Genomic DNA, 20,301 nt, shown 5'->3' on the forward strand with positions numbered 1-20,301 from the left:
GACCACGGATGTTACAACAGCAAACGGACGCAGCCGCCAAAAGCGCAGAACTGGCCGAAACGGCAACCATACGCGCATTACTGAACTGTTATTTGAGAGAGACCGGGGAAAGAGATCCAAGAGCTCCAATCCCCGGATTGCGTTATTTCATCGATTCCTTCCCTAAGCAAGGCGACCCGTTTATGCTGCATCTTCCGATGACCGGCAAAACGATTGCGGGAGCCATGACGTATTATTCGGCTATCGGACAGCACGTATATGGAGCGTTCGTATACGAAGCGGTGTCCGGCGGGGTATTTCGCGAGCTGGATATGGCGCGATTGCTTACGCTGCTGCTCACCGAGCTGGGATGCCGTGAAAAAACAGGCGATCGCGAGGCGCACGAACAGAACATACGAACGCGAATCGAGAACAGCTACCGCCAAATGAGCCGCTATATGGAGCATTTCCTTCATCAGGGACAAGCGGAGCAGGCTTGGAAGCACGAATGCGTCCGTTCGGAGCAGTCGCTCTATACGGGGCATCCGTTTCATCCCTATCCGAAAAGCACCGAGGGCTTTGACTTCAGCGAGCTTGCGGCTTACAGCCCCGAGATGGGCGCCTCCTTCCAGCTGCATTACTTTGCAGTCCGCAAGGCATTCGTCCATGAAGAGTGGCTAGCCGGAGAAGAAGCTGCGGCGATTCCGCCGTCCGCCATTTTGCACGCTCGTCAGCAGTTGGAGGAGGCAGCCGGGGACTACCGCCTGCTGCCCATGCATCCATGGCAAGCGGATTATGTGATGCGCCAGCCCCAAGTCCGACAGTGGCAGAAACAATCCGACATCATCAGTCTTGGCTTATGCGGGCCTGTCGTATATCCGACTTCTTCGGTAAGAACAGTATGGGAACCGGCAGAAGGCTACGGCTTCAAGCTGCCGCTGCATGTTCGCATTACGAATCTGCTCCGCGAGAATACGCAGGAGCAGGCTGAGCGGACGATGGATGCGGCAAGAGTGCTGCATCATCTTAAGCATGAATGCCAAACGGATTGCTTCCAGATTTTGTCGGAGACAGGCTACAGCAGCGTTAGGATATCGGAGGAATGGTCATCAAGCTTCACGGTTATCTACCGTCCGATGGAGCTTCCTAACCCGTTCACCTATGTGCTGGCATCGCTCCTGGAAAGTTTGCCGGAACAAACGGAGCCCAAGCTGATCCAGGCTATCAGACGAAGCGGGCAGGGAGCGCTCCCTGATTTGCGCGACTGGTTGGCGGCCTATTTGCGAATTTCTATGGTATCGCTGCTGCGGCTGTTAGCCGAATGGGGAATCTCCTTCGAGGCGCATTTGCAAAATTCGCTGGTGTCCTTGAAGAATGGCATGCCCGACTGCTATTATGTGCGCGACCTCGAAGGCGTCAGCATCGATCGCCGCAAGGCAGCCGAGGCGGGCTGGGTAGGCAAGCTGATCGCAGAGAGCAGTCCTGTGCTGTACGAAGAGTCCGAAGCGTGGATGAGGACCAAATATTATTTCTTCGTGAACCACTTGGGTTCGCTGATTCATACGATAGCGGCCTACAGCCGTGAAGGCGAGGAACCTTACTGGCACATCGTTCAACAAGTGCTCCAGCAGGAGCGTTCAGGAGCGGACGACCGGCTGCTCCCTTATATCGACGATTTGCTCCACAGCGAATGCCTGCCGGCGAAAGCCAATTTCACCAGTTGTTTTCTGGCCAGGGGAGAAAGACCGCTGTTCGTCGAGATTCCCAATCCGATGAAGGTATAGCCGTGGACAAATGGAAACGCAATCTGTACATCATCTATGTCGGTCAATTTCTGGCTATGGCTTCCACGAGCAGCATCACCCCTTTTTTACCGCTGTATTTGCAAGACCTTGGGCTAACCGATCCGAAAAAAGTGCTTTTCTGGTCAGGCATGATCTACGGAGCGAATCTGTTGACGGCCTTTCTGTTCTCGCCGCTCTGGGGGAAGCTGGCCGACAAGTACGGCCGCAAAGTCATGCTGGTGCGCTCCGGCATCGGCATGGCCGTTACGATCACCTTGATGGGCGTCGCCACCAGTCCGGTACAATTGCTGCTGCTGCGTCTCGTTAACGGCGTGCTTTCCGGGTTCGGTCCGGCAGCGATTGCCCTTACGGCAACGAATACGCCCAAAGAGCGCAGCGGGTATGCGTTGGGTGTTTTACATTCCGGCGCGGTTGCCGGAACGATTTGCGGACCGCTGCTGGGCGGTTTGATGGCCGACCATTTCGGCCTGAGAGAAGTGTTCTTTTATACGGGCATCAGCATTTTCGTTGCGGCAATCATCGTTATTTTCGGCGTTAAGGAAACGTTTGAGAAGAAAGAAAAAACCGAGAAGAAGACGGGAATGCTACAGGATTTCAAAACGATCGTGGCTAGAAAGCCAATCGCCTCGCTGTTCGTCTCCTCTGCCTTACTAAGGGCGGCAATGATCGGCACCCTGCCGCTCATTCCGCTGTATGTGCAGCAATTGGCGGCCGGATCCTCTAATCTGGTCGTCCTCGCAGGCATAACCTCGGCTGCCATGGGCATTGCCAATATGATCACGGCTCCGCATCTGGGCAAGCTGGGCGACAAATTCGGCTCGCACCGGATCTTCCTCTATGCGGTATTTGGCGCGATCGTTTTCTCGATCCCGCAAGCGTTCGTCCACCAGCTGTGGCAGTTAATTGTGTTAAGGTTTTGCACGGGAGCCTGCATTGGCGGCATGATGCCGTCGATGAATGTGCTCATCCGGCAGTATGCGCCGGCGGGCATGGAGAGCCGGACATACAGCTATGTCAACTGCGCCGTGCTGCTGGGCGGTTTGGCAGGCTCGCTCGGTATGGGCGCAGTAGCGTCCAGCTTCGGCTTGCCGATGATCTTTCTTTGTGCGGCAGTCCTGCTCATCATCAGCAACATTTGGATGAAAGTGAAAGTGTTCCCCTATATCATGCAGCGCAAGGAAACGGCCGTCCTGACGGGCAGCCAGGAAATTTACAAATGAGGTGTGACGAATGACGAATACACAATGGGTATCTGCAAGCCAGTCTGATATTGAAGCAATAGTGGAGCAGCGGGTGCTCGGCCAACTGATCGAGGCCGTTCTTTATGAAGAAATCGCCGTGCCTTTAAGCGGAGTACCGGCTTCCGGATTTGACGGCGAGCTTGTTTTGCAGGGGCAGAAGGCTGCAGGCGAGCCGGTTCAGTACCGTTTCAAGGCGAAGCGGAAATTTACCTTTGACCGCATACGTATAGACAGAGAGAAGATCGAGCGGCAGAAAGGAAATGGAGAATGGGAGGGAGCGCACGTATCCCAGTTCGTAGAAGAAGTGCTCGGTCAGGTTCAACCGGATAAAGAGCGGCTTGGGATGCTGGAAGACGAGCTGAGGAATACCTTCGTGAAAGACGTGCAGGCTCAGACTTACAGAGTCTCTGTGTCTGAATCGGGACAGCAACGCAGCTATGATGAGTTGGAAAGCTTGCTGGACGGACATCCGTATCACCCGTGCTATAAATCGCGAATCGGCTTTAGCGCGGAGGAGAACGCACAATACGGTCCGGAATTTAGACAAGACCTGCGGCCTGTGTGGCTGGCGGTTTCCAAGGCTGAAAGTCAGCTGTCCCTTCTGGAGGGGGAGGATTACCGGGCTATCCTCCAGTATGAACTTGGGAGCGAAACCTATCAGCGGTTCGAGTCTGTTTTGACGGACAAAGGGTTGAATGTGGAGGACTACTTGTTCATGCCTGTTCATCCGTGGCAGTGGGAGCATGTGATTGCAGCGGCTTTTGAGCAGCAGTTAGCGGACTCTAAGATTGTAAGGCTTGGTTATGGCTCCGACGTATATCACGCGCAGCAATCTATCCGTAGTTGGGCAAATCAATCGAACAAAGAGAAAGCTTATTTGAAAATGGCGCTGAATATTACGAATACGTCGACGAGACGCATGCTCGCAAAGCACACCGTTCTGAACGCACCGCTTGTTTCACGTTGGCTGCTGTCGGTGACCGAGAACGATGCCGTGGTTAAGAAGCTTGGGGTGGTTTTTCTGGCGGAGTTCGCCGGGGTCACCTATCAATATGAGAAGCTTCAGGAGGAGTTGCAGCCGCAGGCATATGGAAACTTAGGGGCTGTGTGGAGGCAAAGCGTACACCGCTTTTTGAGTGAGGGCGAAGAGGCCATTCCGTTAAGCTCGGTTACGTATGTAGACGGCCAGCAGCCATTCATTGAACCTTGGGTGCAAAAATACGGCATCCAAGCATGGACGCGCCAACTGCTGGATGTAACCATTACGCCACTTATCCACATGCTGTATGCGCACGGACTGGCGATGGAGTCTCACGCACAAAATATCGTCCTCCTTCATAAGGACGGCCTGCCCGCCCGGCTGGCATTGAAAGATTTCCATGACGGCCTGCGGTTCTCCAAAGCGCAGCTGCCGCAGCCTGAGGCTTGCCCGGATCTGAACCTGGAGCCTGCGGCGCACCGGGCGATCAACCGCCATTCCTATATGCAAACCGACGATTTGGATGCGGTCAAAGATTTTCTGCACAGCGCCTTCTTCTTCGTATGCTTAGGTGATATCGGCTTATTTTTGCATGAGCGCTATGGGCTTGAGGAATCTCAATTTTGGCAAATGGTCGCGGATGTCATTCATCAGTACCAGCAAGAGCACCCCGAGCATGGGGCTAACTTTGAAAAATATAATCTCTTCTCCGATACAATTCGGATCGAACAGTTGGCGCGGAGAAGGTTGTGGAAAGACATGGAAGTCGATCCCAAGCATGTTCCTAATCCTTTATCTCACTATCGTTTCTCACAAGGAGGCCAAAGCTAATGCCAAACAAACTTACGCGGGATAGAGCCGAACAACGTGTCATGGAAGATTTGGTGAATGCGCTGCTGGCGGAACAGTTTCTCGACGGCCATGCGTCCGTAGAACGCCTATCCAAAGCGGAATGGGAAGCGATTATCATGCAGGATGCGCAGATGAAGGCGGTTCAGGAGCAGTTTGGCGCTGAAGCGGCGCAGGCAACGCATGTATATCGGTGGCACCTGGAGGATGCCGTCATTGTGTTTCCCGTGCGTGCGTCCATTGCGCAGCCGTATTGGTTTGAAGTTTCTTATGGATTGTACAAAGCAAGCCTTCATGCCGGCAAGGCAGCACTGCTGTCCAAACCCAGCCCTTTGGAGCTGATGGGGCATGTCGTGATGCTGTATGCGAACGATCCGGCGGCGGTTGATCCGTACGGGGCGGTAAAGTTCCTGCATATGATCGAGCAAACGCTGCTGCAAACCGCATTCTCGCTTGAAAATGAGCAGCCGGCTGCGCACATTCTCGGGCTGCCGCAGCGTGCATCCTTCTTGGCGGCCGAACGAAAAGCAGGCTACCGGGACAGGCCATTCCACCCGGTGTCGAAGGTGAAGCAGGGCTGGGCCTATGACGAGTGCAGCAGCTATACGGCGGAGTTCGGCCGTCCGATCAAGCTGAATTGGATGGCGGTGAAGCAGGATTATGTCGTATCCGGGCTTGAGGAAGGGAAAGAATTATTTCCTGTCGACCTGCTGCTCTCCGACGAAGAGCGGAGCCAGATCAGCGATGAACTGAACAGACGCGGTCTGGGCGATGGGGCTTATACGGCTATTCCTGTGCATCCGTGGCAAATGTCGGCCATTTTGCCCGAGCAGATCAAGAAAGAGCTTGAAGAGGGAATTTGCATCCCGTTGGAGACTGAGACGGGAACGTTCTACGCTACGTCATCCGTCCGTTCGTTAATGCCCGAAAATGAGAGCCCTTATCATGTCAAACTGCCGTTAGGCATTTATTCGTTAGGCGGGCTGCGCTATTTGTCGGCGATCAAGCTGATGAACGGCCAGCAGGCGGAACGGTTGATGAGGCAAGCCGTGGAGCGGGATGCGGTGCTGCAGCAGAAGCTTTTTTTATGCGATGAAACGAAATGGTGGGCGTATTTGCCGGAGGATCGCGATTTGTTCGCCGATTATCCCCGGCATCTGTCGGCGATGGTTCGGGAATATCCCGCCGAACTCGTGCAGGATGCCGACATTCGGCTGCTGCCGATGTCCGCGTTATCGGTTTACGCTTCAGCGGAAAACGGCCATATTTTCGATGAGTGGCTAAAGCTGATGGGATCGGATCGCAGCGAACCAGCTGCAGTCGTGCAGTTATTTCATGAAGTACTGGTACCCTACTTCGAGATCTGTTTCCGCTTATTCCGACTCGGCATGATGCCGGAAGTACACGGTCAAAACTGCGTGCTGGTTTGGAAGCAAGGCAAAATCGAAGGGCTGCTGCTTCGCGATCACGATGCGCTGCGAGTGCATGTGCCGTGGTTGAACGCAAACGGTCTGGAGGACCCAGCTTATACGCTGCGCGCGGGCTATCCGAACTCGCTGTATCACGAGCAGCCGCATAAGCTGTTGACTTTTTTCCAAATGCTCGGCATCCAAGTGAACAGTTATGCGATTCTGCGAAGCGTTTCCCAGTATTACGGGTTGAGCGAGGAATCCTTGTGGAAAGAGCTGCAAACCTGTTTGGAGGAAGCCATGCAGAAAGCGGAATTGCCGGATGAGGTGGCAAACGTTTTGCAGGAGGCACTGTTCGTTAAAGCCGTATGGCCGTGGAAGCAGGTGGTGCGTCCGCTTCTTAAGAAGCAGACGATGCGCGTACCGGGCAGCATGCCTTATGGGCAAGGCGAAGTGGCGAATCCATTTCACATTTTGGCTAAGACGCAGGGCTTGGACCAAGAAGCGCAGCTAACGGGTCTTGGATAAATGATTTTAAGAATAGGGAGAGATCGTTTATGTTTCGTATTCAATCAAGAGTGCAAGGCGTAACACCGGAACTGCTGGAGTTGTACCGGGAGATTAGTCCCTCCACCATCGGTCACTTGACGGATTTCGGGTTCCTGCACGGCGCACAGCCGCTGTTCCGGCCGATCAGGCTGCTGGGAAACGCCGTTACGGTGCGGACTCCCCATATTGACTCCAGCGCGATTACGAAGGCGATGGAGCTGGTGCAGCCCGGAGATGTGCTCGTCATTGACATGTCGGGCGACGAGCAGCGGGCTTGCTGGGGGGAATTCAGAACCTATGCGGCGATAGCCAAGAAGGTTGCCGGTGTCATTGTTTCCGGCTGCGCTGCGGACGTTCGGGCGATTACAGGGCTCGGCTTCCCCGTCTACTCCAAGGGAATCAGCGCGCTTACTACGCGGACGCTGAAGCTTGAAGGCGAGGTCAACACGCCGGTCAGCGTATTTGGGGTCAGCGTCCAGCCGGGCGATTTAATCGTGGGGGACGACGACGGCGTTTTCGTTATCAGTCCGGGCGAAGCGGCGGAAATCGGCATTAAAGCGTTGGAAAAGCAGCGGAAAGAAGAGCAGAGAAGACAAGAATACGGCTATGTGCTTTCGCCACCTGTGCTGCCGTCACAGATAAATTGAGTATCCGAGGTGATAGAAGTGAATAAGCCGAAGAAACAGCTGCATTTGAACTTATTTATTTTGAGCACGGGCCATCATGAAGCCTCATGGCGGCATCCGGACGCACAGCCGCAGCTTGCGACGAGTCTGAGCTATTACCAACAGCTGGCCCAAACGGCCGAACGCGGCAAAATGGACGCTATTTTTTTGGCGGAAAAATATCGGTTAACCCCATTAATTAAATATCGGGTCATTCCCCAATTGGAAGCTTTTACGCTGTTGTCTGCCATTGCGGCTGTGACCGAACGCATCGGTCTGACGGCTACGGCATCAACCACCTATAACGAGCCGTACCACATAGCGAGAAAATTCGCTTCGCTGGATCACATTAGCGGCGGCCGTGCGGGATGGAACATTGTGACTTCCACGGGGGATGCGACGGCGCAAAATTTTAGCCGGGAGCACCATTTGGACCATACTGTCCGCTATGCGCGAGGGAAGGAGTTTGTGGAGGTTGTTAAGCGCTTGTGGGCAGGATGGTCCGAAAGCTCGCTGCTCATCGATAAGCAGTCAGGCCTTTATGCCGATGTCGGCCAGATCAAGGGAGCAGAGTTTAACGGTGAGTTCTTTTCTGTCAAAGGGGCTTTGAATATCCCTCGTTCGCCTCAGACGCATCCCGTCTTGGTGCAGGCCGGCTCGTCCGAGGATGGCAAGCAGTTCGCTGCGGAGCTGGCGGAAGTGATCTTTACGGCGCAAAACACAATGGAGGACGCGGCTTTATTTTATGCAGATGTAAAAAGCAGACTGCGAACGTTCGGCCGATCCGAGGACCAATTGAAGATTTTGCCGGGCTTCATCCCAATCGTGGGCGATACCGAGGCGGAAGCCAAGGATAAAGAGAGAGAGCTTAATGAGCTGGCGGTGTCGGAGTATGGCATCAAGAGCCTCTCGGATCTGCTCCGAGTCAATATGTTCGGCTATCCGCTTGACGGCCCCGTACCGCTGGAGGATCTTCCTTCCGTTGACGAAATTCAAGGGCAAAAAGCACGTTTCCAGCTGTACGTAGACTTGGCGCGCCGGGAAAAGCTGACGATTAGAGAGCTGATTATTCGGACAGCAGGCGGCAGGGGACATTTCACATTCGCCGGCACTGCCGTGCAGATGGCAGACGAGATGCAGCGCTGGCTGGAGAACGGGGCTGCTGACGGCTTTAATTTGATGCCTGCTCTGCTGCCATGCGGCTTGGATGATTTTGTGAACAAAGTTGTTCCCGAGCTTCAAAACAGGGGCATTTATCGGACGGAATACACGGGGTCAACTTTGCGAGAGCATTTGGGATTAACGCTTGATGACAAGCTTGCGGTACGCAGTTAGACGGTTTTGAGCGGATGGTTGTCAGAATCGTACAAAAAAGCTGTCGCAAATGTCCATTTTCATCGCCAAGCACTTCCGTATAATAAGAATGAGAATCAATATCATTAATTGAATATATATTTAGGGGGATTAACAGAAATGGTACGGCAAAAAAAAGCAACACTGCTGCTCGCTGCAATGCTGACGATGGCAGCCGTCTTCACCGGATGTCAGCCTAAGCAGGAAGCGGCTCCGGCAACAGCATCAACGCAAGCGCCGGCACAGGCGACTGCGGACGCGAATAGCGTGAGAGTGATCAAGCATGCGATGGGCACGACGGAAATCAAAGGGACGCCTAAAAAAGTCGTCACTTTGTTTCAAGGGGCGACGGACGCCGCGCTGGCTTTAGGCGTGAAGCCGGTAGGAGCGGTTGAGGCTTGGATCGAGCAGCCTTGGTACAACTACATCAAAGGGAAGATGGAAGGCGTTACGAATCTGGGGTCGGAGAACCAGCCGAACTTGGAGAAGCTGGTTGCTCTTCAGCCGGATCTGATTATCGGGAGCAAGTTCCGTGATGAGAAAATTTACGAGCAATTAAAGGCCATTGCGCCAACGGTTATGACGGAAGACGTGTACTTCTGGAAAGATTCGTTGAAATTGACGGCTGAAGCGACGAACACGCAGGAGGCCGAGGGCAAATTTTTGGCCGATTGGAACAAGAAAGTAACGGATTTTAAAACGAAAATGGGAGATAAGTTGAAACTGGAAGCCGGCATCGTGGACTTCCGCGTGGATCATGCCCGCATCGTTTACACAGGGTTCTCGGCCTCAGTTCTGGAGGAGCTCGGCATCACGCGTCCGGCCAGCCAGAGGGGCAAGGATTGGGGAATCCAGCTTCAATCCAAAGAAAATATTACGCAGATGGATGCTGACATCATTTTTGACCAGACGGCGAATCGGACAGATGGCCGCTTGGAATTGAGGAAAGCGTGGAGCGATTCTCCGCTGTGGAAAAATTTGAGAGCCGTGAAAGCCGGCAAAGTCTTCGAGGTTAATGCGGCGACATGGAATAACGGTTCCGGTCCGCTTGCGGCAGTCCTAATGCTCGATGATTTGTATGGCTTCTACGGTTTAACAAAATAGTTATAAGCTCAAGGCTGTTGACCTTCTATGTCAACGGCCTTCCCTTAATTTTAAAGCAAGTATAGGAAAGGAGAATCCCTGTGAGACCATTATTGCACCAGACACCCTATAAAGCGTTGGGTTTGGTGTTTGGCATTGTTATTTTGCTAGTCTCGTTCGGATTAAGCGTCGTGCTTGGTTCGTCGCATACAAGCATGGCGTCGGTTGTCCAGTCGCTGACTCATTACGATGTCAATTCGAACGAGCAAGTGATTATCCGAACGACCCGGATTCCGCGAGCGTTATTTGCTGCGCTGGTAGGAGCCAACTTAGCCGTTGCAGGGGCGCTTATGCAGGCGCTGACACGGAATCCGCTAGCTTCTCCGAGCATTTTCGGCATTAATGCGGGCGCCATTTCGTGTGTCGTCATCGCGATTACGTTTCTCCCTCTTACGTCTATCAACCAATTGATATGGGTGGCCTTTGCGGGGGCAGCCATTGCTGCGTTTGCCGTGTATTTCCTTGGTTCTTTGGGGAGAGAGGGATTGACGCCTGTTAAAATTGTACTGGCCGGATCCGCTATGACGGCACTGTTCAGCTCGTTCACGCAAGGCATGCTCGTCGTTCGCGAGGCTACCTTGCAGAATGTGATGTTCTGGCTGGCCGGATCGGTGGCGGGCAAAAACTTGGATGCGTTGATTCCCGTGCTGCCCTACATGCTCGCAGCCGGGGGTGCAGCCTTGGTGCTGGCGCATCCCGTGAACATTCTCTCTTCTGGCGACGATGTCGCCAGAGGCTTGGGGCAGAAGCTTGGGTTGGTGAAAGTTTCCGTTGCGATTACGGTGATTCTTCTAGCGGGAAGCTCCGTCGCCGTCGCCGGCTCGATCGGGTTCGTCGGTCTCGTCATTCCGCATATCACGCGATCTATTGTCGGCATCGATTACCGTTGGGTCATTCCTTATTGCGCTGTACTGGGGGCTGTTTTGCTGCTATTGGCCGATCTTGCAGCCCGGTTCGTCATCATGCCCGGCGAGCTGCCGATCGGTATTATGACCGCTTTGATCGGTGTGCCTTTTTTCATCTATACGGCTAGAAAAGGGCTGGGCTCGAAAGGAGGAAAGCCATGAGACGGTTAATCGCATTTCGAAGCAAGGCTGACCGTTATTCGTTTCTTATTCACGGGAGGACGCTTCTCGTTATTTCGGGGCTGACGCTGCTTACCGTCCTGCTATTTTTCGTCAGCACGGGGCTTGGCACCAATTTCACTTCACCGCAGGCTGTGTTGAAAACGATTTTTGGACAAGGCACCCCGCAGCAAGAGTTGGTGATCGGAACGCTAAGGCTTCCTCGGATTATTGTGGGAATCCTTGTGGGAGCTTCGCTAGGGGTTGCAGGATCGATTCTTCAAGGGATGATCCGCAATCCGCTAGCCTCGCCTGATATTATTGGCGTTACCGGAGGAGGGACCCTGGCGGCTGTTACGTTTATTACTTATTTTGCGGGCACTGTCAGCATTCATTGGATGCCGCTGGCTGCTTTCGTTGGGGCTGCCCTGGTGTCCGTTATCATTTATTTATTGGCATGGCATAAAGGGGTTACGCCAACGAGACTTGTCTTGATCGGGATCGGGATTTCGGCGGCGACCAGTTCATTAACTATGTTAATGATCGTGCTAAGCCCTATGAATTCCGCGAGCAAAGCCTATACATGGCTGACCGGGAGCGTCTACGGCGCTTCTTGGGACAACGTGTATACTTTGCTGCCTTGGGTCATTGTGTTTATTCCGCTGGCTATTTACTTTGCCAGACAAATTAACGTGCAGGAGCTGGGGGATGATCTGGCGACAGGGCTGGGAGCCAAAGTCCAGCTTCACCGGCTCATGCTGCTGTTCATTAGTGTGGCGCTGGCCGGTTCTGCGGTGGCTGTTGCGGGAGCGATTGGCTTCGTCGGATTAATTTCCCCGCATATTGCCAGAAAGCTGGTCCCTCCCGCTTATGGGGGACTGATTCCGGTGTCGGCGCTGATCGGCAGCCTCTTGGTCTTGATTTCCGATACGGTGGCGAGGACGGCTTTTCCTCCGCTCGACATTCCGGCAGGCGTGTTTACGGCAGGGGTGGGCGCGCCGTTTTTTATTTTTTTGCTGTATCGGAATCGCAATCGATGACGGGGAGGGGCTGTAAAGGGGCCACGCCGCTCATGAATTAGCGGGGGGTAGTGGTGGGATAAGGCCGAAAGCCAGCGTGAGCGAGCGAAAAAGGCCGTCTCAGACGCGGAGAAGGCGAGGAACGGCCGTGAGAGGTCCGAAAAGGCTGTCTCGCGGGCGATGAGCGGTGGGATAGGGCCGAAAGTCGGGACGAGAGCAACAAGGGAATGGGCAGGGTGTGAGGCCCCATATCCATTCCCTTGTTAGCTTTCCCTGCATCCTCAGCCCAGGTTTAGTTCCGCCTTCAGCACGCAGAAGGCTGCACTTGATAGTCGTTGCGGCTGCAATCAATATACATCGGGTAAACAACTTCTCTATTCTGAGCGGACCATAACTCCTCTGAGGCTCCAAAATCCTCAAGCCCCTCAAATACCTCAATGACCTTCACGGATCTCTCAGTACTTTCATTCCCATGTTGACTCTGATAGGAGAGCATCATCGATTTGTTCTTTATGAGCACATCTACAAACATGCACAACATGATACCTATAACGAACACACCCAGTACTATGAATCCCAAATCTCGCATCATTGTTGTCCTCCTATGAATCATTTTTCATAGGTTAACGTACTTCGGCTAAAATGTCGCTCGAATGCCGTTGTCGTTTTCTAGGTAATTTTAACGACAGGAAAGACGCAGTGAACAAACTTGCTGCTCCAAATGTTGGATCATGGCGGTTCTGTGTACGTTTAATATGTCTTATTCAAAATATGCCTTCTTCCCTTTACCTCGAACTCCGGCCAATCCTATTTGCCCAAGCCCGGTTACGCCTTCACGGGCGCCGTCGATCATCGGATCGACGTAACGGGCAAACCAGGCTTCCAGCTCTCCTCTCATCGCGATGGACTGCTCTTGCGTCTCGGGAAGGTCGATCAGATTATGCTTTTCATCGGGATCCTCGCTCAAATTATACAGCTCATGCGGGCCGTAAGGGTATCGATGCACATATTTCCAGTCGGTCGTCCGAATCATCCGCACGGGACCGTATTCGTCGTAAATGACAACCTGCTCACGCATAGGAGCTGACTCGCCCAGGAGGAGGGAGTGGAAGCTGGAGCCAGGAAGCCTAATGGTATTCGGTTGATCACAACCCACATAAGCAAGCAGTGTAGGCAGGAAATCGTACCCGCTAACGAGATTTTCGCAAACTTGCCCTTGGGGAATGATGCCCGGCTGGCTGAAAATGGCTGGCACTTTGACTGAAGTATCGTACATGTTCTGAGGAAACGTACCGTTTCCTTTTCCCCATATGCCGTGATGGCCGCAATTGAAGCCGTTGTCACCCATATAAATAATCAGGGTATCCTTGCGAATGTCCATGCTGTCCAGCTTATCTACGATCCGGCCGATATTCGTATCCATCGCGGTTACAGCGGCAAAATAACCTTTTAAATTCTCCCGCTGATCGTCCGACCAAGGCGCTGTTTTAATCGACCATGGATGCTTGGGCTCCTGTGGACAGGTTTCAAAATTGCAGCCATCGTAAGAATCCACAATGTCCTGAGGATGATTATCGATCCATGGGCTGTGAGGCGCTGTGTAGTGGACACTTAAGTAGAACGGCTTGCTGCCGTCCTGCCGATCTAAGAAGGAGAGCGCATCGTCCGTGATGACGTCGGTTAAATAACCAGGCTCATTCACCAGTTCGCCATCGCGAATCATCGGTGCATTGTAATAATTGCTGCCGCCGCTTTGGTGCGCGTACCAATGCGTGAACCCTTTTTGCGGTGTGACGCTGTCTCCCAGATGCCATTTGCCGCTTAGCCCGCAAACGTAACCGGCGCCAGCCAAAACATCGGTATACGCCGTTTGCCCCTGCAAATATTGAATAGGGGATTCGCCGACATTGCCATCCCGGATCCAATCATGCACGCCATGCTGGGACGGAATGCGCCCAGTCATCAGCGAAGCACGTGCCGGCGAGCAGACCGGCGAGGTGCAAAAAAAGCTCGAGAACCTCATCCCTTGGTCTGCAAGTCGGTCCAGATTGGGTGTGCGGATCTCGTGATTGCCCGCACATCCCATAGCCCACGCCCCGTGGTCGTCCGATAGGATGACTACGATGTTTGGCTGCTCATTTCGGCTTGCTTTCGATTCCTGCTTTTGATCATTACTCATCGTTGTTCATTCGCCTCCGTTACTTATTTTTTTTGTGCCAAATAAGCTTTATTAACAGCTTCCAGCACCTTGTCGCCACCTTGTTCCCGCCACTTCTTGGACAGTTCGGTTAGCCCGCTGTCGATATCCTTCTTGCCCGTAATCATATCCAAATAATATTGATTGGCCAGTTCATTAATGACACTGCCTCGTTCAATTTCTTCCGGCGTTGTCGTGTTGACCAAATTCGGAACCATATATTTAGAGGCAATCTCAACGGATTGTTTAGCCCTGTCCGCTTGAGGCTCGGTTTGCGGCAAGTAGGTTTCCGTCAGCGGCCAAACGACACTACCCCAAGCAAGCGGATGAGACCATCCGTTCGAAGCAAAGTTATCTTTTGCCCGTTCTTCTTCATTGTAAGTAATTTTATCGCCTTGTTTGGTATAATGGACGCCTTCAATCCCTAGCTCCAGTAGATCACGACCTTCTTTGGAGAGCATGAATTCAATGAATTTAGCCGCTTTTTCGGGATTTTTCGCACTTTTCGTAATAGCTGTGAATAAGCCGCTCTTCGGGGCCTGAGCCAACCCCCGTTTTCCTTCCGGACCTGCAGGCGGAGCCATAAAGCCAAGCTTGCCGTTAGGATTCACTTTTTGCAAACTTGTTTCCAGTCGATTCACATGGCGGTAAAGAGCAGGGGCCATGAATCCGACTTTGCTTTGATAAAACTTTTGCTCGCGCTGTTGGGTGTCGTTGAGCAAAAATTCGGGATCGATCAGCTTCTCGCTCCACAATTTGTGAATATACTGAACGCCTTGCTTAAATGCGGGATGTTCAAAAATGGGAATAACTTTTCCCCCGTTATCTAGCGCCCAATCCGAGTAAGGCAAACCATAGGCATAAAATACGAAGTTAAAGGAACTGTTAAACCCGGTACTCTTAACTCCCGTTAGGCCATAGGTGTCCGCTTTGCCGTTTTTGTCCGGATCTTGCGTAGCAATGGCTTTCATGGTTTGATAAAAGTCATCCAGCGTCTCAGGCGGTTTCAACCCAAGCGTTTCCAGCCAGTCCGCTCGGTAGGCAAGCGCTTGATTGGAACGCTCAAGTTCAACGAATGGATAGCCGTAATACTTTCCGTCAACAGCCGTTCCCTTGAAATTGGCTTCAATTTTCGCTTTCGCGGTCGGCATAACGGGGAAATAGTCGTTAAGCGGGACTAGCAACCCTTCACTGATCCATTGGCTCACGGAAGCTGAAGGATAGTTAATGGTTACGACATCGGGCATATCGCCCGAAGCCATGGCTACGCTGATTTTCTCATATCCGCCCTCTGGAACGGTCCTGACCTCGAGATCAATGCCTAGTCGCTTGTTAATTTCAGCAATAATCCGGTCCCCGGGTTGAATCGACTTGGCGGCCGCATCGCCCGATGTCAGAAACACCAGCTTCGTGGGCTGCCCGTTTTTTGCGCTGTTCTCCGCCAGGTTCGCATTGTCCGTTGTAGTAGAACAACCTGCCGTTGTTAATGCTAGTATTGAAGCTAATGCAAAACTTACCCATTTTGTCTGCAATTGCATTCGCATGTTCGTTCCTCCTCATTTTCCTATACTTAAATTACGATTCTGGCTACTCCTTAACAGCTCCAAGCGTAACCCCTTGTACGAAATAACGTTGAAAGAAGGGATAGATAAGAATAACAGGAATCACGGATATCATAATCGTCGCCATTTTGACGGACGGACCAAGCAGGAAAGGGCTGTCCCCTCCCGATTGGAAAGCGGCCTCGTTGTCAATTAGCATGGAGCGCAGGAAGAGCTGTAGAGGCCATATCTTTTTATCTGTAATGTACATGACCGCCGTGAAAAATTCGTTCCACCTGGAAACGGAGTAGAAGAGGGCGATCGTCGCCAATGCCGGCATGGAAAGGGGGACGACCACCCTTAGCAAAATGCCGAAGTCATTACATCCGTCCAGCTTAGCGGACTCTTCCAAGCTCTCAGGTATGGAGCTGAAAAAGCTGCGCATAATGATCAGGTTATAGGTTGTAATGGCTGTCGGAACCATCATGGCCCATACGGTGTTCATCATGCCAAGCTGTTTAATGACCAAGTAAGTCGGAATAATACCACCACTGAACATCATCGTAAAAATGATCAAGAACATGACTGTTCTGCCGCCGGGAAGCTGCTTTTTGGAGAGGGCATAGGCGGCCATTGTCGTTGCGATCATGCTGATGATTGTACCCAGGACGGTTATGAATATGCTAATCCCGTAAGAAGTCCATAGTTGCTCCAGACTGAGCATGTATTGATAAGCCTCGAATGTCACACTCTTTGGAATTAGATGCAAACTCGAAGTCACGCTCTCTTGCATCGGCGTAATCGAAACAATCAGCGAATCCCAGAACGGATATACCGTTAGTAACGCTAGAAGTGCTAGGAGCGCGTAGTTGAGCGAGTCGAAGATTTTGCTCCCTAAGCTGCTGTTAGGCATAGCTGTCCCTCCTAATACACACCCTGCTCGCCGAGCGCTCTGGACAACCAGTTGGCGACGATAAGCAGCGTGAAGTTGATAGCGGATTTGAACAGGCCGACTGCGGCAGCCAGGCTGTAGCGCCCTTCGGTGAGCCCGATTCGATAAACATAAGTGTCGATGATATCGGCTACGCGATAGACGCCAGGATGATACAAGACGAATATTTGCTCAAATCCTGCCTCCATTAAGCTGCCTATTCGCAGGATGAACAAGATGATAATCGTACTGCGGATGCCCGGCAGTGTAATGTGCCAGATTCGCCGCCATCGATTCGCTCCGTCCATAACGGCTGCTTCATACAGCTGCGGATTTAGACCCGCCAGGGCAGCCATGTAAATGATCGTATTCCAGCCGAATTCCTTCCAGATCATCGAACCTACCAACGTACTGCGAAAAATACGCTCATCGGTTAAGAAACCGATCGGTTCCCCGGATAGCGAACGGACGGCATTGTTAACGGCACCCTGATCTGTAGAAAGCAAGCTGATCAAGAGTCCGCCCATAATGACCCAGGAAATGAAGTGAGGCAAGTAGATGATGGTTTGAATCGTCCGTTTTAACATGATTTTACGGGCTTCATTAAGTAGAATAGCGACGATAAGCGGCAACGGGAACCCAAAGATGAGTCTGTACAAGCTGATTACGATCGTATTCCAAAAGACTTGCCAAAATTTTTCCAATTCAAATAAATACGTGAAATGCTGGAATCCGACCCATGGGCTGCCCATAATGCCCTTGGTAATGCTGAACTGCTTGAAAGCAATAAGCGCTCCATACATCGGTACGTAATGAAACACCGTATAATAGACAAGCGCAGGTACCAACATGGCATACAAATAACGGTTAGCCAGTAAACGTTTCCAAAAAGTCGGTTTACGAAGCTGCCGTTTGTGTGCAGTTGTCGTGATTGGCACTGACATCGCTTTTTTCCCCCTCTCTTTTCCTGCATTTGTGACTGCACTTTCATCATAAAAAGGAGGGGGAGGTCGGGCAAGAATCAATACGGTTGAATGGATTCAATTTTCGTTTTTGATTAGGTATCAGATTTTCATTTTAGTATCAATTGTTGCATTTTACCCTTTAATCCGCTGTACGGATCGCTGATTCCGATATTCGGAAGGCGTTAAACCGCAGTATTTTTTAAATGTACGGATCAAATTTTGTTTCTGCCCGAATCCGGTTGCTTCCGCAATTTCGTTTATCGTTAAATACGTTTGTTCAAGCAAACGGCAAGCTTCGTTGTAACGCGTTTCGGTCAAATAATCGAGGAATTTTTTCCCGGTCACTTCTTTGAACAATTTGGACACGTATTGGCTGTTCATCAAGGCCATATCCGCGAGTGTCTGCAAGCTGATCGGCTCACGGTAATTCTGCTTGGTATACTCGACCAGCTTCTCCACGACATCTTGATGCTTGACTTCACGTTTTCCTTCCAACTTTCCAGCGATATCGCGTATAACGAGACCGAGGTCGACGCGCACTTGCTCCAAGCTGTTCTTTTTGCTGAATGCCAAAATCAAGTCCGGACTGCCGTCTTCTTCGTCTCCGCAAAGCTCGATACGAACGGTCATAAGCGAATGAAGAAGCTGCGTCAACATAATATCTTTGTAGGGAAAGCCCACCAACTCATCGCTCGCAAGCCGCTCGATCAGCTCGTCCTTGAGCTGCAGCGCCTTATCCGTGTTCCACGTTTTGAGCTCATGAATCAGTTTGTCCACGAGCTGCCTGCAGGCGGTGAAGCGACTCCGGTCCACATGGTTGGTTTGATAGTCTGAAATGCTTAGAATGCTGCCTTTGCCGGCAATCCGCTCGTATAGCAAAGCATCCAAAGCTTCGTTATACGAGAGGGAGATTTCGCTTAACTTTTCATACTTCCCGCCGATGCCTACGGTAACTGCCGTTCCATGCAGCTCATCAGCCACCCGGCTCCGCAACCGAATCGCCAGCTCCTTCGCATGATGGTAGGCGGATTGAGGGCCTCCCCAATGACCGGCGTTCATGATCAGCACATCACGGCTGTGGAATTGGCTGACGTACAGCCCTTTCCCGCAAGCTGCTATGAGCTCTTCACAGATGGCGCGTACACGAAAATGCAGTAAATTTAGCGCTTGCTCCTCAGGCTCAACCGGAATATCGGCATCCACATGAATGCGAAGCACAAGCACAATGAAATGAGCGTGATCTAAATCCAGCTCATAGTACTGCATTTGGCGCATCAACTCGTCGTCATTCGTCTTGCCCGCAAGCAGGCTGAGTACAACGTGATCCCGAATGACGAGTTCTTGACCGCGAAATTTTTCTTTAAATGCTTCTTTTTCGACATAAAGCCGATTGACCGAATCGCCGATGTAGCTGAACTCATCCCTGTCGTGCATTTTGGAGAAAGGCTTGTCCAGCAGCGTCGAGATCATGTGCACTGTTCTACTTACAGGCTTGTAATATCTTATGGATACGATGATCATCATCAGCATGCCCAGCGAAAATGCGATATAGGAAATCATGAGCGTTACGCGGATGACTTCATGGGATTTTTTAAATACTTCGGCTGAGGGATTCAAAGTTAAATAAATCCAGCCATTGGCATCCGAGGTCAGAAAAGAAACAAGGGTATCCTGCCCATTGATCTTTTCGGTGAACGAGCCTTCCTTCTCGCGCTGAATCCGCTCGATGTCCGCTTGATTAAACCGGCTAAGCAGCATGCTTTTATCCTTATAAGAGAGCACCTCGCCCTCCTGATTTAAGATAGCCATATTCCCGAGCTTGCGGTTATTCGAATTGACGACGGCGCTGTACAGCACATCCTCTTTCAAGTTCATAAGGATCGCGCCTTGCTTCTGAATGCCCCAAATGGGGACTGAGAAAAGAAACGTCATGACGTTGACGGAATGATCGCCTTCTTCCAGATGTACAGCTTGCCAATCGTAAATATGCTTGCTTGCCATAAATTGCTGCACACCTTGCTTGTATGAAAACTGCTGCAAGTCGGTGATGCCGGAGGAAGAGATCAACTTTTGATTTTGGGCGCTGTACAAATAGATGGAGTCCAGGTACGTGGAGGAATTGATTCGTTCGGTGATGAGATCTTCGGTATTTTTCAGAAATCGGTACTCCTCCTCCAAATCCCATGAGAGCCATACCGTTTTCTGCAGATCGGAGTGCAGGGCAAGCGAAGCCGCTGATTGCTTTACTTCTCCAAGTGCCTGCTCGACCATTTTCCTCGACTGTCCAAGCAGTTCCTGATTATGGAGGAGCACTTCTTCTTTGAGCATGGAGTCTGTATAACGGTAAACGAGCATACCGACCAGCAGTGTAATCAGCACGACGGCAATGGTTAAATGCAGCAAAAGACGCATAAATACGGTTCGTTTCATAGCTTCCCCCTAGAACGCCGGATTTCCGGTCCTTTTTTATGTAAGCGCTTTACAAAAAATAAAACGACAAATCAAATAAGGAGCAGTATATCTATGAAGGATACCATAAAATTTGTCGGTATAGATGTCTATGCAGATAAAATTTCTGTCGAACTCGGAAAAATAGGGGGTTTAAAACTACG

Annotated in this window: 15 protein-coding genes; 9 read left to right on the top strand and 6 right to left on the bottom strand. The window is 51.6% G+C overall.

The genetic code is table 11. The features are described 5' to 3' along the window. The first annotated feature begins 8 nt into the window (after positions 1 to 8). The 9 genes from AC3WRW_RS16105 to AC3WRW_RS16145 all read left to right on the top strand — a co-directional run bounded on the left by AC3WRW_RS16105 (position 9) and on the right by AC3WRW_RS16145 (position 12,076). Positions 9 to 1,763 carry an IucA/IucC family protein gene (locus AC3WRW_RS16105; protein ID WP_492547319.1) on the top strand — a complete coding sequence of 585 codons (1,755 nt, stop codon included), beginning with the start codon at positions 9 to 11 and terminating at the stop codon, positions 1,761 to 1,763. 2 nt (positions 1,764 to 1,765) lie between these two features. Then, a complete protein-coding gene (locus AC3WRW_RS16110) occupies positions 1,766 to 3,004 on the top strand; it encodes an MFS transporter (RefSeq protein ID WP_492547320.1) in 1,239 nt (412 codons plus the stop codon). 10 nt (positions 3,005 to 3,014) lie between these two features. Further along, positions 3,015 to 4,835: an IucA/IucC family protein gene (locus tag AC3WRW_RS16115; RefSeq protein ID WP_492547321.1), complete on the top strand. Its 1,821-nt coding sequence runs from the start codon at positions 3,015 to 3,017 to the stop codon at positions 4,833 to 4,835. Continuing rightward, on the top strand, positions 4,835 to 6,790 hold the full coding sequence (locus tag AC3WRW_RS16120) for an IucA/IucC family protein (protein ID WP_492547322.1): 1,956 nt from the start codon (positions 4,835 to 4,837) through the stop codon (positions 6,788 to 6,790). Before AC3WRW_RS16115 ends, AC3WRW_RS16120 begins: the two co-directional genes overlap by 1 nt. A 29-nt stretch (positions 6,791 to 6,819) precedes the next feature. After that, positions 6,820 to 7,458, top strand: coding sequence for an RraA family protein (locus AC3WRW_RS16125; protein WP_492547323.1), 639 nt, complete (start codon positions 6,820 to 6,822; stop codon positions 7,456 to 7,458). A gap of 18 nt (positions 7,459 to 7,476) precedes the next feature. Then, positions 7,477 to 8,811 (top strand): LLM class flavin-dependent oxidoreductase, encoded by a 1,335-nt coding sequence (locus tag AC3WRW_RS16130; RefSeq protein ID WP_492547324.1) that lies wholly within the window; start codon positions 7,477 to 7,479, stop codon positions 8,809 to 8,811. A gap of 138 nt (positions 8,812 to 8,949) precedes the next feature. Next, a complete protein-coding gene (locus AC3WRW_RS16135; RefSeq protein WP_492547325.1) occupies positions 8,950 to 9,933 on the top strand; it encodes an ABC transporter substrate-binding protein in 984 nt (327 codons plus the stop codon). 80 nt (positions 9,934 to 10,013) lie between these two features. After that, entirely contained in the window at positions 10,014 to 11,039 is a 1,026-nt protein-coding gene (locus AC3WRW_RS16140; RefSeq protein WP_492547326.1) for a FecCD family ABC transporter permease, read from the top strand. After that, positions 11,036 to 12,076 carry a FecCD family ABC transporter permease gene (locus tag AC3WRW_RS16145; protein ID WP_492547327.1) on the top strand — a complete coding sequence of 347 codons (1,041 nt, stop codon included), beginning with the start codon at positions 11,036 to 11,038 and terminating at the stop codon, positions 12,074 to 12,076. Before AC3WRW_RS16140 ends, AC3WRW_RS16145 begins: the two co-directional genes overlap by 4 nt. 283 nt (positions 12,077 to 12,359) lie before the next feature. Here AC3WRW_RS16145 and AC3WRW_RS16150 read toward each other — a convergent pair whose 3' ends face one another. The 6 genes from AC3WRW_RS16150 to AC3WRW_RS16175 form a co-directional block, all read right to left on the bottom strand. Next, positions 12,360 to 12,647, bottom strand: a complete 288-nt coding sequence (locus AC3WRW_RS16150) for a hypothetical protein (protein WP_492547328.1) — start codon at positions 12,645 to 12,647, stop codon at positions 12,360 to 12,362. Between the two features lie 168 nt (positions 12,648 to 12,815). Further along, positions 12,816 to 14,234 carry a sulfatase family protein gene (locus tag AC3WRW_RS16155; RefSeq protein WP_492547329.1) on the bottom strand — a complete coding sequence of 473 codons (1,419 nt, stop codon included), beginning with the start codon at positions 14,232 to 14,234 and terminating at the stop codon, positions 12,816 to 12,818. A 23-nt stretch (positions 14,235 to 14,257) separates the two neighbouring features. Further along, complete coding sequence (locus AC3WRW_RS16160) at positions 14,258 to 15,796, bottom strand: extracellular solute-binding protein (protein WP_492547330.1); 1,539 nt, start codon at positions 15,794 to 15,796, stop codon at positions 14,258 to 14,260. Between the two features lie 43 nt (positions 15,797 to 15,839). Continuing rightward, positions 15,840 to 16,706 carry a carbohydrate ABC transporter permease gene (locus AC3WRW_RS16165; protein WP_492547331.1) on the bottom strand — a complete coding sequence of 289 codons (867 nt, stop codon included), beginning with the start codon at positions 16,704 to 16,706 and terminating at the stop codon, positions 15,840 to 15,842. Positions 16,707 to 16,717: 11 nt separating this feature from the next. Then, on the bottom strand, positions 16,718 to 17,668 hold the full coding sequence (locus tag AC3WRW_RS16170; protein WP_492547332.1) for an ABC transporter permease: 951 nt from the start codon (positions 17,666 to 17,668) through the stop codon (positions 16,718 to 16,720). Between the two features lie 153 nt (positions 17,669 to 17,821). Then, positions 17,822 to 20,119: a helix-turn-helix domain-containing protein gene (locus AC3WRW_RS16175; RefSeq protein ID WP_492547333.1), complete on the bottom strand. Its 2,298-nt coding sequence runs from the start codon at positions 20,117 to 20,119 to the stop codon at positions 17,822 to 17,824. Positions 20,120 to 20,301: the final 182 nt, after the last annotated feature.

This window comes from Paenibacillus sp. FW126-R14 (genome assembly GCF_058789495.1).